Source organism: Pseudomonas putida (assembly GCF_005080685.1).
Classification (GTDB): Bacteria; Pseudomonadota; Gammaproteobacteria; order Pseudomonadales; family Pseudomonadaceae; genus Aquipseudomonas; species Aquipseudomonas putida_V.
In genome coordinates this window covers 147,680-160,639 of record NZ_CP039371.1, presented here as the reverse complement: position 1 = coordinate 160,639, position 12,960 = coordinate 147,680, and the positions used below count along the sequence as shown (strand labels likewise).

The 12,960-nt window shown below is 64.4% G+C and carries 11 protein-coding genes; 8 read left to right on the top strand and 3 right to left on the bottom strand.

Translation table 11 applies throughout. The features are described from left to right. Positions 1 to 787 precede the first annotated feature (787 nt). Entirely contained in the window at positions 788 to 3,535 is a 2,748-nt protein-coding gene (gene polA / locus E6B08_RS00770; RefSeq protein ID WP_192938606.1) for a DNA polymerase I, read from the bottom strand. A gap of 74 nt (positions 3,536 to 3,609) precedes the next feature. Between polA and E6B08_RS00765 the strand changes: the two genes are divergently transcribed. Both E6B08_RS00765 and E6B08_RS00760 read left to right on the top strand, forming a co-directional pair. Continuing rightward, entirely contained in the window at positions 3,610 to 3,897 is a 288-nt protein-coding gene (locus E6B08_RS00765) for a DUF2782 domain-containing protein (protein WP_136912345.1), read from the top strand. Positions 3,898 to 3,966: 69 nt separating this feature from the next. Further along, a complete protein-coding gene (locus E6B08_RS00760) occupies positions 3,967 to 4,917 on the top strand; it encodes a homoserine kinase (RefSeq protein ID WP_136912344.1) in 951 nt (316 codons plus the stop codon). Positions 4,918 to 4,966: 49 nt separating this feature from the next. Here E6B08_RS00760 and E6B08_RS00755 read toward each other — a convergent pair whose 3' ends face one another. Continuing rightward, positions 4,967 to 5,923, bottom strand: a complete 957-nt coding sequence (locus E6B08_RS00755) for a zinc ABC transporter substrate-binding protein (RefSeq protein WP_136912343.1) — start codon at positions 5,921 to 5,923, stop codon at positions 4,967 to 4,969. Positions 5,924 to 5,941: 18 nt separating this feature from the next. Here E6B08_RS00755 and zur point away from each other — a divergent pair, with 18 nt between their 5' ends. The 4 genes from zur (at position 5,942) to E6B08_RS00735 (ending at position 8,809) form a co-directional block, all read left to right on the top strand. Then, positions 5,942 to 6,427, top strand: a complete 486-nt coding sequence (gene zur / locus E6B08_RS00750; RefSeq protein WP_136912342.1) for a zinc uptake transcriptional repressor Zur — start codon at positions 5,942 to 5,944, stop codon at positions 6,425 to 6,427. Further along, complete coding sequence (gene znuC / locus E6B08_RS00745) at positions 6,424 to 7,197, top strand: zinc ABC transporter ATP-binding protein ZnuC (protein WP_136912341.1); 774 nt, start codon at positions 6,424 to 6,426, stop codon at positions 7,195 to 7,197. Before zur ends, znuC begins: the two co-directional genes overlap by 4 nt. Beyond that, entirely contained in the window at positions 7,190 to 7,972 is a 783-nt protein-coding gene (gene znuB / locus E6B08_RS00740; RefSeq protein ID WP_136912340.1) for a zinc ABC transporter permease subunit ZnuB, read from the top strand. The genes znuC and znuB overlap by 8 nt, the downstream gene beginning before the upstream one ends. Positions 7,973 to 8,101: 129 nt before the next feature. After that, the gene (locus E6B08_RS00735) at positions 8,102 to 8,809 is read left to right on the top strand and encodes a PA5502 family lipoprotein (protein ID WP_136912339.1); all 708 of its coding nucleotides are present in this window, start codon (positions 8,102 to 8,104) and stop codon (positions 8,807 to 8,809) included. Between the two features lie 83 nt (positions 8,810 to 8,892). On the opposite strand, the gene katE is transcribed toward E6B08_RS00735, so the two are convergent. Next, on the bottom strand, positions 8,893 to 11,037 hold the full coding sequence (katE, locus tag E6B08_RS00730; RefSeq protein ID WP_136912338.1) for a catalase HPII: 2,145 nt from the start codon (positions 11,035 to 11,037) through the stop codon (positions 8,893 to 8,895). Positions 11,038 to 11,261: 224 nt separating this feature from the next. Between katE and E6B08_RS00725 the strand changes: the two genes are divergently transcribed. Together E6B08_RS00725 and E6B08_RS00720 are read left to right on the top strand one after the other, a co-directional pair. After that, the gene (locus E6B08_RS00725) at positions 11,262 to 12,269 is read left to right on the top strand and encodes a methionine ABC transporter ATP-binding protein (RefSeq protein ID WP_136912337.1); all 1,008 of its coding nucleotides are present in this window, start codon (positions 11,262 to 11,264) and stop codon (positions 12,267 to 12,269) included. Next, positions 12,269 to 12,940, top strand: coding sequence for a methionine ABC transporter permease (locus E6B08_RS00720; protein ID WP_136912336.1), 672 nt, complete (start codon positions 12,269 to 12,271; stop codon positions 12,938 to 12,940). The genes E6B08_RS00725 and E6B08_RS00720 overlap by 1 nt, the downstream gene beginning before the upstream one ends. Positions 12,941 to 12,960: the final 20 nt, after the last annotated feature.

The following is a 12,960-nucleotide window of genomic DNA, read 5'->3' as shown; positions in this document are numbered from 1 at the left end:
AGGCGCCTACGCTCGGCCTCCTGACGTCGCGAAGTTAGCGGCGGCGCCTGCACTGGCGTTATCTTCGAAAGAGACACCGTGCTATCCGCTACAACACAAAGCGATAGGTAAAGGTAAGCGAGAGCGCAGCGATTCGCCTGCCGTTGCTCTGGCTTTTGATCTGCTCTTGATCTTGCTGTTGATCTTGATCTACCCGCGACCTCAGGAGGCCGAGCGTAGGCGGCTGGAGGGCCAGGTGCGCAGCACCCTCCGGCGTAGCCGGAGGCGCGAGATGTAGACTTGCGGAGCAAGTCGTAGGCCGCGCGGGCCCGCAAGCCGCCGAAGCGAGGGAACCCCGAAGCGCAGCGTAGGGGCCGTATGTGGGAGCAAGCGGTTTTGCGTCCCTTTTTCCAAGAAAAAAGGGACCCGCCGTGAAGGCGGAAGGGGCCGGTAGCGCCGCTACAACACTCGGATCAACCACCCAAGCCCAAGCCCAAGCCCAAGCCCAAAGCCCAGCCCGCACCCCCCAGGCAAATCGCAGGCAAAAAAAACCCCGGACTTCGTATGGGGAGGGGGAAGTTCGGGGTTCAAGTCCGGACCGCTAGGGCAAGTCCAGATATCTGCCAACACTTAACACAACATAGGAGCATCGAAAGGCTTCACCAGCCATTCAGTTACTCTGAGTAGCGTTTCACTGGTTTAGTTCCAGCCCCCTCGAAACTATTTGCGATAGTTTCATGAAACTTAAGAACCGTCTGCCAAGATCCGCAGCACTCGCCACGGATCCTACACAGCTTTGCCCGCTCAATCAGTGAGCTTCGTCCCAATTCGAGCCAACACCCACCTCGACCAGCAACGGCACATCCAGCTGCGCAGCGCTGCTCATATGCTGGCGAATTTCATCTTTCACCTGCTCGAGCAGTTCCTCGCGCACCTCCAGCACCAGTTCGTCGTGCACCTGCAGAATCACCCGCGCATTCAGCCCAGTGCTGCTCAGCCAGTTGTCGACATTGACCATCGCCCGCTTGATGATGTCGGCAGCGGTACCCTGCATGGGCGCGTTGATCGCCGTGCGCTCGGCGCCCTTGCGCAGGGCCGGGTTCTTGGCGTTGATGTCCGGCAGGTACAGGCGGCGACCGAACAGGGTCTCGACGAAGCCTTGCTCGGCGGCCTGGGCGCGGGTGCGCTCCATGTACGCCAGCACGCCTGGGTAGCGAGCGAAGTAGCGGTCGATGTAGTCCTGCGACTGCTTGCGGTCGACGCCGATCTGCTTGGCCAGGCCGAACGCACTCATGCCATAGATCAAGCCGAAGTTGATGGCCTTGGCGCTGCGGCGCTGATCGGTGGTGACCGCATCCAGGTCCACGCCGAACACTTCGGCAGCCGTGGCCCGGTGCACGTCCAGGTCGTTGCGGAAGGCATGCAGCAAGCCTTCATCCTTGGCCAGGTGGGCCATGATGCGCAGTTCGATCTGCGAATAGTCCGCCGCCAGCAGCTTGTAGCCGGGGCTGGCGACGAAGGCCTGGCGAATGCGCCGGCCTTCGGCGGTGCGGATCGGGATGTTCTGCAGGTTCGGGTCGCTCGACGACAGCCGCCCGGTGGCCGCCACCGCCTGCTGGTAGGACGTGTGGATACGCCCGGTGCGCGGGTTGATCTGCCCCGGCAGCTTGTCGGTGTAGGTGCTCTTGAGCTTGCTCAGGCTGCGGTACTGCATCAGCACCTCGGGCAGCGGATAGCCCTGCACGGCAAGGTCGTCGAGCACCGCCTCGGCGGTGGAGGGCTGGCCCTTGGCGGTCTTGCTCAGCACCGGCATGCCCAGCTTGTCGTAGAGGATCGAGCCGAGCTGCTTGGGCGATCCGAGGTTGAACTCCTCGCCAGCCAGTTCGAAAGCCCGGCGTTCCAGTTCGGCCATTTTCACGCCCAGCTCGCCGCTTTGCACCTTCAGCAACTCGGCATCGACCAACGCACCTTGGCGCTCGATCCGGGCCAGCACAGGCACCAGTGGCATCTCGATGTCCATCAACACCGGCTGCACGCTCGGCGTCTGCGCCAGGCGCGCCTGCAAGGCGTGGTGCAGACGCAGGGTGATGTCGGCATCTTCGGCGGCGTAGGGGCCGGCCTTGTCCAGGGGGATCTGGTTGAAGGTCAGCTGTTTGGCGCCCTTGCCGGCGATCTGCTCGAAGGTGATGGTGGTGTGATCGAGGTACTTCTGCGCCAGGCTGTCCATGTCGTGGCGGGTAGCGGTGGAGTTGTACACGTACGACTCGAGCATGGTGTCGTAGGCCACGCCGCGCATCTCGATGGCCGGCGAGCCATTGGCGAGGATATTGATGTCGTACTTGGCGTTCTGCCCGACCTTGGCCTTGTTCGGGTCTTCCAGCAGCGGCTTGAGCGCCAGCAGCACCGCCTCGCGGCTGAGCTGGGCCGGAGCGCCTTCATAGTCGTGGGCCAGCGGCACGTAGGCCGCCTCGAACGGGTCGACCGCGAACGACAGGCCGACCAACTGCGCCTGCTGGGCATCCAGGCTGGTGGTCTCGGTGTCGAAGGCGAACAGTGGCGCCTGGCGCAGTTTCTCCAGCCAGACGTCGAAGTCGGCCTGCTCGTAGATAGTGTGATACTTCGGTTCGACCTGGGCCGCCGGTGGCTCGACCGCCTCGATGGCTTCGCCGGCCTGGGCCGCGTCACGCTGCACCTCGGCGATCCAGCTCTTGAACTCCATCTCGGTATACAGCGCCAGCAGCGCCTCGCGATCAGGCTCGCCGCAGACCAGCGCCTCGACTTCGATATCGAGTGGCACATCGAGCTTGATGGTGGCCAGCTCGTACGACAGGAACGCCGCGTCGCGGTGCTCCTCGAGCTTGGCCGGCAGGGTCTTGGCACCCCGGATGGCCAGGGTCGGGACCTTGTCGAGGTTGGCGTACAGGTCGCTCAGGCCACCGCCGATGCCGGTCAGCAGGCCGACCGCGGTCTTTTCGCCAACGCCAGGCACCCCTGGGATGTTGTCGACCTTGTCGCCCATCAGGGCGAGGAAGTCGATGATGTGCTCGGGGCCGACGCCGAACTTCTCGTGCACGCCGGCAACGTCCAGCACGCTGCCGGTCATGGTATTGACCAAGGTGACGTGGCCGTCCACCAGCTGCGCCATGTCCTTGTCACCGGTCGAGATGATCACCGGACGGCCCAAAGCCGCGCTGCTGCGGGCCAGGGTGCCGATCACGTCGTCCGCCTCGACGCCCTCGACGCACAGCAATGGGTAGCCAAGGGCCTTGACGCTGGCGTGCAGCGGCTCGACCTGTACCCGCAGGTCGTCCGGCATGCTCGGGCGGTTGGCCTTGTACTCGGCGAACATGGCGTCGCGGAAGGTGCCGCCCTTGGCGTCGAAGACCACGGCGAACAGGCTGTCGGGGTATTGCTTGCGCAGGCTCTTGAGCATGTTCAGCACCCCTTTGACCGCGCCGGTCGGCATGCCCTTGGAGGTGGTCAGCGGCGGCAGGGCGTGGAAGGCGCGGTAGAGGTAGGAGGAACCGTCCACCAGGACGAGGGGCGCTTGGCTCATGAGCAGAATCAACCTTTTCGGCGGGTCCGGAGCTAGAATAGCCGGATCAATGACGACAAAGGGACAAGGTTATCATGCGTAGACTCAATCGCCTGTTACTGCTCGGCCTGTTGGCAACCATGCCTGTCGTCGCAATGGCTGCGGATGACGCGCCCTCGGCCGATCCCGAGGTAACCATCCGCACCGAAGGCGACCGAACCATCCAGGAGTACCGCCAGAACGGCTTCCTGTATGCGATCAAGGTCACGCCGAAACATGGCAAGCCTTATTTCCTGGTACGCGCCGATGGCTCCGATGGCAATTTCGTTCGATCCGACCAACCGGACATGCTGATTCCGTCCTGGAAGATCTTCGAGTGGTAATCTGACGCGCATCACTTACATCAACCTGGCACTTCCCGGCGGAAGTGCCCGCATGGGCAACTCTTCATCATGTCAGTCTTCACCCCCGTGACCCGGCCTGAGCTGGAAACCTTTCTGGCGCCGTACGAGCTGGGCCGTCTGCTCGATTTCCAGGGCATTGCCGCCGGCACCGAAAACAGCAATTTCTTCGTCAGCCTCGAACAGGGGGAGTTCGTCCTGACGCTGGTCGAACGAGGCCCGGTGGAGGACATGCCGTTCTTCATCGACCTGCTCGACGTGCTGCACGACGCCGACATGCCTGTGCCCTACGCCCTGCGTGACCGCGACGGCAACGCCCTGCGCGAGCTGTGCGGCAAGCCGGCGCTGTTGCAGCCACGGCTGTCGGGCAAGCACATCAAGGTTCCGAACAACCAACATTGCGCCCAGGTGGGCGAGCTGTTGGCGCACATTCACCTGGCGACCCGCGAGCGCATCATCGAACGCCGGACCGACCGGGGCCTGGACTGGATGCTGGCCAGCGGCGCCGAACTGCTGCCGCACCTGGACGCGCAGCAGGCGGCGCTGCTGCAGCCGGCGCTGGCCGAGATCGAGGCGCACAAGGCGCAGATCCTGGCCTTGCCACGGGCCAACCTGCATGCCGACCTGTTCCGTGACAACGTGATGTTCGAAGGCACCCACCTGACCGGCGTGATCGACTTCTACAACGCCTGCTCGGGGCCGATGCTGTATGACATCGCCATCACCGTGAACGACTGGTGCCTGGACGCACACGGCGCCATCGACGTACCGCGCGCCCAGGCCCTGCTGGCGGCCTATGCGGCGCTGCGGCCGTTCACCGCGGCCGAGGCCGAGTTGTGGCCGGAAATGCTACGTGTGGCGTGCGTGCGTTTCTGGCTGTCGCGCCTGATCGCAGCCCAGGCGTTCGCCGGCATGGATGTGATGATCCATGACCCGCGCGAGTTCGAGGTGCGCCTGGCGCAGCGTCAGCAGGTGGCGTTGCACCTGCCGTTCGCACTCTAGGCCGCGTCGGCCCTTTCGCGGGCTTGCCCGCGAAAGGGCCATTACAGGCTCAGAGCTGCTCCAGGCACCCCGCCAGGTCACTGCCCAGCTTCTCCAGCAGGCGCTCATAGCCCTTGCCATCCACCGGATCGGTACCCCCCAACGCATCCAACTCCGCCAGACGCACAGGCAACCCGGCAGTCAACGTCTCGGCCAGACGCGGGCGGATCGGTGGCTCGCTGAACACGCAGGTCTTGCCCACTTCCTGCAAACGCGCGCGCATCGCCGCCACGTGCTGGGCACCGGGCTGTACCTCGGAGGCCACGCTGAACACCCCGGTGTGCTTCAGGCCATAGGCATTTTCGAAGTAGTCGAACGCCTCGTGGAACACGAAGTAGGGTTTGTCGGCGACACCTGCCACGCGTGCCTTGATGCGCGCATCCAGAGCGTCCATGCGCTCGACGAAGGCCCGGCCGTTGGCCATGTAGCGCGCGGCATTGGCCGGGTCGGTGCGCGCCAGGTCGGCGGCCATCGTCAATGCGATCACCCGCGCGTTGACCGTCGACAACCACAGGTGGGCATCGAGGCTGCCCGGACGGTGGTCGTGGTCATGATCGTCATGCGCCTCTTCCTCGTGGGACTGGCTGTCCTCGCCGAAGTGGCGCAGGTGCATGCCCTTGAGCGTCTGCACGGCCACCGTGGGCTTGCTGCGGCTACCCAGCACCCGCGGCAGGAAGCTCTCCATGTCGGGGCCGATCCAGTAGAGCAAATCGGCATCGGCAACCCGTCGCACGTCGGAAGGGCGCAAGGCATAGTGGTGCGGCGAAGCGCCAGGCGGCAGCAGCACATCGGGGCTGCCGACGCCGTCCTGCACCGCTGCGGCAATCTGCTGCAGGGGCTTGATACTGGTCAGCACGCGCACGTCGGCCTGCGCCGAGCACGCGATGAAAGCGACAAAAAGCACAAGGAATCGGGACACGTTTAATACTCGGCTCGTCAGAAACAGGTAACATAATAACGTCTCCATCCAGAACCGTCGCTGCCCATGTCCATCACGCCGCTGGCCAACCGTCCTCACGATCATTCCCATTGCGTGCACAGCGCATTGTCCGAAGCCGATGCCCTGTGCACCCGCCAGGGCCTGCGCCTGACCGCATTGCGCCGCCGCGTGCTGGAGCTGGTGTGGCAGAGCCACAAGCCGCTGGGCGCGTACGACATCCTCGCCGTGCTCAGCGAGCAGGACGGCCGCCGCGCCGCGCCGCCCACCGTGTACCGCGCGCTGGACTTCCTCCTGGAAAACGGCCTGGTACACCGCATCGCCTCGCTCAACGCCTTCATCGGCTGCAGCCATCCAGAGCACGCGCACCAGGGCCAGTTCCTGATCTGCCGCGCATGCCACGTGGCCATCGAGCTGGAACAGCAGAGCATCAGCGACGCCATCGTCGCCAGCGCCCTGGACGTGGGCTTCAGTGTCGAGACCCAGACGGTCGAGGTGGTCGGCCTGTGCAGCAACTGCCGGAGCGCGGCATGAGCGACGCATTGATCCGCCTGGAGCAGGTCGGCGTCACCTTCGGCGGCGAGGCAGTGCTGGACAGCATCGACCTGTCGGTGGCACCGGGGCAGATCGTCACCCTGATCGGCCCCAACGGTGCCGGCAAGACCACCCTGGTGCGCGCCGTGCTCGGGTTGTTGAAACCACACCGCGGCAAGGTATGGCGCAAGCCGAAGCTGCGTATCGGCTACATGCCGCAAAAGATCCAGGTGGATGCAACGCTGCCACTGTCGGTGCTGCGCTTCCTGCGCCTGGTACCCGGTGTAGACCGCGCCGCCGCTCTCTCGGCGCTGCAGGAAGTGGGCGCCGAACAGGTCATCGACAGCCCCATCCAGACCATTTCCGGCGGCGAGATGCAACGCGTGCTGCTGGCCCGCGCCCTGCTGCGCGAGCCGCAACTGCTGGTGCTGGACGAACCGGTGCAAGGTGTGGACGTGGTCGGCCAGACCGAGTTGTACAACCTCATCACCCGCCTGCGCGACCGCCACGGCTGCGGCGTGCTGATGGTGTCCCACGATTTGCACCTGGTGATGAGCACCACCGACCAGGTGGTCTGCCTGAACCGCCACGTATGTTGCTCCGGCCACCCGGAGCAGGTCAGTGGCGACCCCGCTTTCGTCGAGCTGTTCGGTCAGAACGCCCCGAGCCTGGCCATCTATCACCACCACCACGACCACAGCCACGACCTGCATGGCTCGGTGGTCGCCCCCGGCACCCATGTTCACGGAGAGCACTGCAAGCATGGCTGATTTTCTTCTGTATGCCCTGCTTGCGGGTCTTTCCTTGGCGCTGGTGGCGGGCCCGCTGGGTTCCTTCGTGGTGTGGCGGCGCATGGCCTATTTCGGTGACACCCTGTCCCACGCCGCGTTGCTGGGGGTGGCCATGGGCTTTGCCCTGGACGTCAGCCCGGCGCTGGCGGTGACCGTCGGCTGCCTGCTGTTGGCGATCCTGCTGGTGACCTTGCAGCAACGTCAGCCACTGGCTTCCGATACCCTGCTCGGCATCCTCGCGCCCAGCACCCTGTCGCTGGGCCTGGTGGCGCTGAGCTTCATGCACGATGTGCGCATCGACCTGATGGCCTACCTGTTCGGTGACCTGCTGGCCATCAGCACCACCGACCTGGCCTGGATCCTCGGCGGCAGCGCCCTGGTGCTGGTACTGCTCGCCGCCCTGTGGCGGCCGCTGCTGGCAGTGACCGTGCACGAAGAGCTGGCCATGGTCGAAGGCCTGCCGGTGGCAGGCCTGCGCCTGGGGCTGATGCTGCTGATCGCGGTGGTCATCGCGGTGGCGATGAAGATCGTCGGCGTGCTGCTGATCACCTCGCTGCTGATCATTCCGGCGGCAACCGCGCAACGCCATGCCCGCTCACCGGAACAGATGGCGCTGGGTGCCAGCGTGCTGGGCGTGGTCGCGGTCTGCGGCGGCCTGGCCATGTCCTGGTTCAAGGACACCCCGGCCGGCCCGTCGATCGTGGTCTGCGCCGCAGTGCTATTCTTGCTGAGCCTGGCCCTGCCGAAAAGATAGGAAATTGAGGATGCGTCACGGCGCATCCTGCAACCATTTGCCGGGTAAAGGGTCTGTAAGACTTGTTTTCGAGCGTGCGCACCTGGGTGTAGACTTGCTCGCTTTTTGCGCAAATAGAGAGTCGCAGGAATGAAGCCGTTCGCATCCCGTTATCTGCTTGTTGCCGCGTTTTCCCTGTTCCTGGCCGCGTGTTCCAGCGCGCCGGTGGACCAGGCCACCGCACCTGCCCAAGCCGATGCCTGGCAGCAGCTGCAGCAAAGTATCGCCAGCAACGAGCTGGCCACAGCCGAAGACCAATTGGCCGCCTTGCAAGCCCAGGCGCCGGATGACTCGCGCCTGGAGCAATACCAGCGACAGTTGGCCGAGGCCTACCTGCAACGTAGCCAGATCGTGCTGCAAAAGGGCGATGTCAACGCCGCTGCCACTGCCTTGGCCCGCGCTCGCGCGCTGATGCCACAGGCTCCGGCGGTGACCGGTGGCGATGCCGTCGCCATGGCGCGCAAGGCTGAACTGGAAAAGGCCGAGGCGGCGTTGAAAGCGGCCGAGGCCAAGCCAGCGGCGCGCGTGATCGACCCCACCGCGCCAAGCACCGTGGTGGCATTGAAAACTACCGATATTGCAGCGATGCGTCGGCAACTCGACGAGATCGCCAAGGATGTGGTGAATTACCAGTGTGACGTGGTGTTCCAGGTGCCGCGCACGCAAGACGCACCTTGGCTGAAGACCCTCCTGGAAAAGCGCGTGCACAAGATCGACAGCGGATTCGCCTTGAAGCAAAAGCACGAGATCCAGCGCTCGCTGCCGGCGCAGGTGGTGCTGATTCCGCATCAGCAGTGAATCCGTCAGCGCCCCATCGCCGGCAAGCCGGCTCCTACCCTTAGGAGCCGGCTTGCCGGCGATGGGCTGCAAAGCAGCCCTCCTCAGGCAGGAACAGCCTCGGCCGCAGCCTCCCGTTCCCAAACCCGATGTGCCTCGACCGCCTTCACGAAGGCTTCCACTGCCTTCTGGTCATCCCCCAGCAGCAAGCCTTTGTCCGCCTTGAGCCCAAGCCCGTCGACCAGCGATTTGCCCTCGGCAGCGAAGGCGATCGCCTTGAGGTGCTTGTAGGCTTCCAGCAAGAAATGCTTGGCCAACCCGCTACCCGCCAGCGCATCCAGGGCCTTCTTGCCACCGGGCACCACCACCCCATCGAACATCACCGAGGGCATCCCCTCCATCGAGGCATCCACTGCCAGCGCCTTGCCATCGGCCGCCTTGACCGGAGCCGACGTCGGGCCAAGCACGAGGATGCGCGCACTGTGCGCCTCGAGCGCCTTGCGCCAGTGGTCGACATTGCCGGCGTCCACGCCATCGGCCACCAGTACGGCGATCTTGCGCCCCTTGATGCCGACATCGCCCAGGTGGTTCATCTGGCTCAGGGCTGGCGATTGCTTGAGCTGGCTACCCTTGACCTGCACGGTCCCGGCCTTCGGCGCAGGCAGGCCAAGGTTGGCCGCCACCGCCGCGGCGAGCTTCAGGTCGATGTTGGCGAGGATCTCGTTCACCTCGCGGGCGCGGATATGCTCGCGCTCGACCTTGCCCAACTCGAAGCTGTAGGCCTTGACGATGTGCTGCTGCTCGGTCGCGCTCATGCTCTGGAAGAACAACCGCGCCTGGGAGAAGTGATCGCCGAACGACTCGCTGCGCTCACGGATCTTGTGTGCGTCGATGCGCTCCTGATAGCTCTCGAAACCGCCATCCTGCGGCCCTGGCGGCGTCTCCTTGGGCCAGCCGCTATCGATGGAATTCGGCTCGTAGGAGGCGCGCCCCTTGTGCAATACATGCTGGTGCATCGCATCGCGCTGGTTGTTGTGGTTGGGCGCCACCGGGCGGTTGATCGGGATCTGGTGGAAGTTCGGCCCACCGAGACGGCTGATCTGGGTGTCGGTGTAGGAGAACAACCGGCCCTGTAGCAGCGGATCGTTGGTGAAATCGATGCCCGGCACGATGTGCCCTGGGCAGAACGCGACCTGCTCGGTTTCGGCGAAGAAGTTGTCCGGGTTGCGGTTGAGCACCATCTTGCCCAGGGGCGTCACCGGCACCAGTTCCTCGGGAATGATCTTGGTCGGGTCGAGCAGGTCGAAATCGAACTTGTGCTCGTCCGCCTCCGGAACGATCTGCACGCCCAGCTCCCATTCCGGGTAGTCGCCGGTCTCGATGGCCTCCCAAAGGTCGCGACGCTGGAAGTCGGTGTCCTTGCCCGCCAGCTTCTGCGCCTCGTCCCACAGCAGCGAGTGCACGCCCTGGCGTGGTTTCCAGTGGAACTTGACGAAACTGGCCACGCCCTGGGCATTGATCAGGCGGAAGGTGTGCACGCCAAACCCTTCCATCATCCGCAGGCTACGCGGAATGGCGCGGTCGGACATGGCCCACATGACCATGTGCGCCGACTCCGGCACCAGGGAGACGAAATCCCAAAAGGTATCGTGGGCCGAGCCGCCGGTGGGCATTTCGTTGTGCGGCTCTGGCTTCACCGCGTGGACGAAATCGGGAAACTTGATCGCGTCCTGGATGAAAAACACGGGCATGTTGTTGCCAACCAGGTCGAAATTACCCTCATCGGTATAGAACTTGACGGCAAAGCCGCGCACGTCGCGCACCGTGTCGCCTGAGCCCCGCGGCCCCTGGACCGTGGAAAATCGCACGAATACCGGGGTGATCTTCTCAGGGTCCTGGAGGAAACCGGCCTTGCTCAGTTCGGCGTGGCAGCCATAACTCTGGAAGTAACCGTGAGCGCCGGTGCCACGGGCATGGACGATGCGCTCAGGAATGCGCTCATGGTCGAAGTGGGTGATCTTCTCGCGCATGATGAAGTCTTCGAGCAGAGAAGGCCCCCGGGCGCCAGCCTTGAGCGTGTTCTGGTTGTCGGCGATGCGCACGCCCTGGTTGGTCCGCAGGGCCTGGCCGGTGGCATCGCTGCGCACCTCTTCCAGGCTCTGCAGTTTGGCGTTGGTATTGGCTCGGTCCGGGGTCTGGGTGCCGGCAACTTCACTGTTTCTGGGCGCGTCCGTTTTCTTGCTGGGCATGATCGGCTCTCCTCTTCAGTCTTCAGGCGTGCCCATTCGGGCTTGTCCTGTAGTGACCGGGACGCTTCGCCGAGCGTTCAATCGGGTTTACCAGTTGTCGCGTTATGCCCGTGGAATTGGTGCATTACGAAATAAATGCTAAGAACAGCTATGGGAAAACGCTAAAATGCGCGACCCCAGCTAACCGCTGACCCAAATTCCATGCGCCCCACAAGGTTCGCTACGTGATCGAGTTCCAACAAGTGCACAAGACCTACCGCGTCGCCGGTAGGGAAATCCCCGCCCTCAATCCGACCAGCCTGACCATCGAAGACGGCCAGGTGTTCGGCCTGATCGGCCATTCCGGCGCCGGCAAGAGCACCATGCTGCGCCTGATCAATCGCCTCGAAGAGCCCTCCGGTGGCAAGATCATCATCGACGGCGAAGACGTCACCGCGTTCAACGCTACCCAATTGCGCGGCCTGCGCCAGCAGGTCGGGATGATCTTCCAGCACTTCAACCTGCTGGCCTCCAAGACCGTTGCCGACAACGTCGCGCTGCCACTGACCCTGGCCGGCGAGCTGTCGCGCAGCGAGATCGACAAGCGCGTCACCGAGTTGCTGGCCCGCGTGGGGCTCTCCGACCACGCCAGGAAGTACCCGGCGCAGTTGTCCGGCGGCCAGAAGCAACGCGTGGGCATCGCCCGCGCCTTGTCCACCAACCCGAAGATCCTGCTGTGCGACGAAGCCACCAGCGCCCTCGACCCGCAGACCACCGCCTCGGTGCTGCAACTGCTGGCCGAGATCAACCGTGAGCTGAAGCTGACCATCGTGCTGATCACCCATGAAATGGACGTGATCCGCCGGGTCTGCGACCGCGTGGCGGTGATGGACGCGGGGCAGATCGTCGAGCAAGGCTCGGTGGCCGACGTGTTCCTGCACCCGCAGCACCCGACCACCAAGCGCTTCGTCCAGGAAGACGAGCAAGTCGACGAAGGCGAACAGCGCGACGATTTCGCCCATGTGCCGGGCCGCATCGTGCGCCTGACCTTCCAGGGCGAGGCCACCTACGCGCCGCTGCTGGGCACCGTGGCCCGCGAGACCGGCGTGGACTACAGCATCCTCGCCGGGCGCATCGACCGCATCAAGGACGTCCCCTATGGGCAGCTGACCCTGGCCGTCACCGGCGGCGACATGGAAGCGGCCTTCGCCCGCTTCACGGCAGCTGACGTACATATGGAGGTACTGCGTTGATGGACGCCCTGAATTTCTTTGCCAACGTCGACTGGGCCGAAATCTGGCTGGCCACCGTCGATACCATGATCATGCTGTTCGGCTCGCTGTTCTTCACCGTGCTGCTGGGCCTGCCGCTGGGCGTGCTGCTGTTCCTGTGCGGCCCTCGGCAGATGTTCGAGCAGAAGGGCGTGTACGCGTTGCTGTCGCTGGTGGTCAACATCCTGCGCTCGCTGCCGTTCATCATCCTGCTGATCGTGATGATCCCGATCACCGTGCTGATCACCGGCACCTCGCTGGGCGTCGCCGGTGCCATCCCACCGCTGGTTGTGGGCGCCACGCCGTTCTTCGCACGGCTGGTCGAAACCGCCCTGCGCGAGGTGGACCGCGGCATCATCGAGGCGACCCAGTCGATGGGGGCAACGACCCGCCAGATCATCACCAACGCGCTGCTGCCGGAAGCTCGCCCGGGCATCTTCGCGGCCATTACCGTCACCGCCATCACCCTGGTGTCTTACACGGCCATGGCCGGCGTGGTCGGTGCCGGCGGCCTGGGCGACCTGGCGATCCGCTTCGGCTACCAACGCTTCCAAACCGACGTGATGATCGTCACCGTGGTGCTGTTGCTGATCCTGGTTCAAGTCCTGCAGAGCGTGGGCGACAAACTGGTCGTGCATTTTTCCCGTAAGTAACCCAATGGGGTCGGCCCGGC

What these genes read in the sequence shown, in the direction of transcription:
- E6B08_RS00735 (WP_136912339.1), top strand. Translation starts at nt 8,102, where the DNA reads ATGAAGCCGTTCGCATCCCGTTATCTGCTTGTTGCCGCGTTTTCCCTG.
- E6B08_RS00720 (WP_136912336.1), top strand. Translation starts at nt 12,269, where the DNA reads ATGGACGCCCTGAATTTCTTTGCCAACGTCGACTGGGCCGAAATCTGG.
- polA (WP_192938606.1), bottom strand. Translation starts at nt 3,535, where the DNA reads ATGAGCCAAGCGCCCCTCGTCCTGGTGGACGGTTCCTCCTACCTCTAC.
- znuC (WP_136912341.1), top strand. Translation starts at nt 6,424, where the DNA reads ATGAGCGACGCATTGATCCGCCTGGAGCAGGTCGGCGTCACCTTCGGC.
- E6B08_RS00765 (WP_136912345.1), top strand. Translation starts at nt 3,610, where the DNA reads ATGCGTAGACTCAATCGCCTGTTACTGCTCGGCCTGTTGGCAACCATG.
- E6B08_RS00760 (WP_136912344.1), top strand. Translation starts at nt 3,967, where the DNA reads ATGTCAGTCTTCACCCCCGTGACCCGGCCTGAGCTGGAAACCTTTCTG.
- katE (WP_136912338.1), bottom strand. Translation starts at nt 11,037, where the DNA reads ATGCCCAGCAAGAAAACGGACGCGCCCAGAAACAGTGAAGTTGCCGGC.
- zur (WP_136912342.1), top strand. Translation starts at nt 5,942, where the DNA reads ATGTCCATCACGCCGCTGGCCAACCGTCCTCACGATCATTCCCATTGC.
- E6B08_RS00755 (WP_136912343.1), bottom strand. Translation starts at nt 5,923, where the DNA reads ATGGAGACGTTATTATGTTACCTGTTTCTGACGAGCCGAGTATTAAAC.
- znuB (WP_136912340.1), top strand. Translation starts at nt 7,190, where the DNA reads ATGGCTGATTTTCTTCTGTATGCCCTGCTTGCGGGTCTTTCCTTGGCG.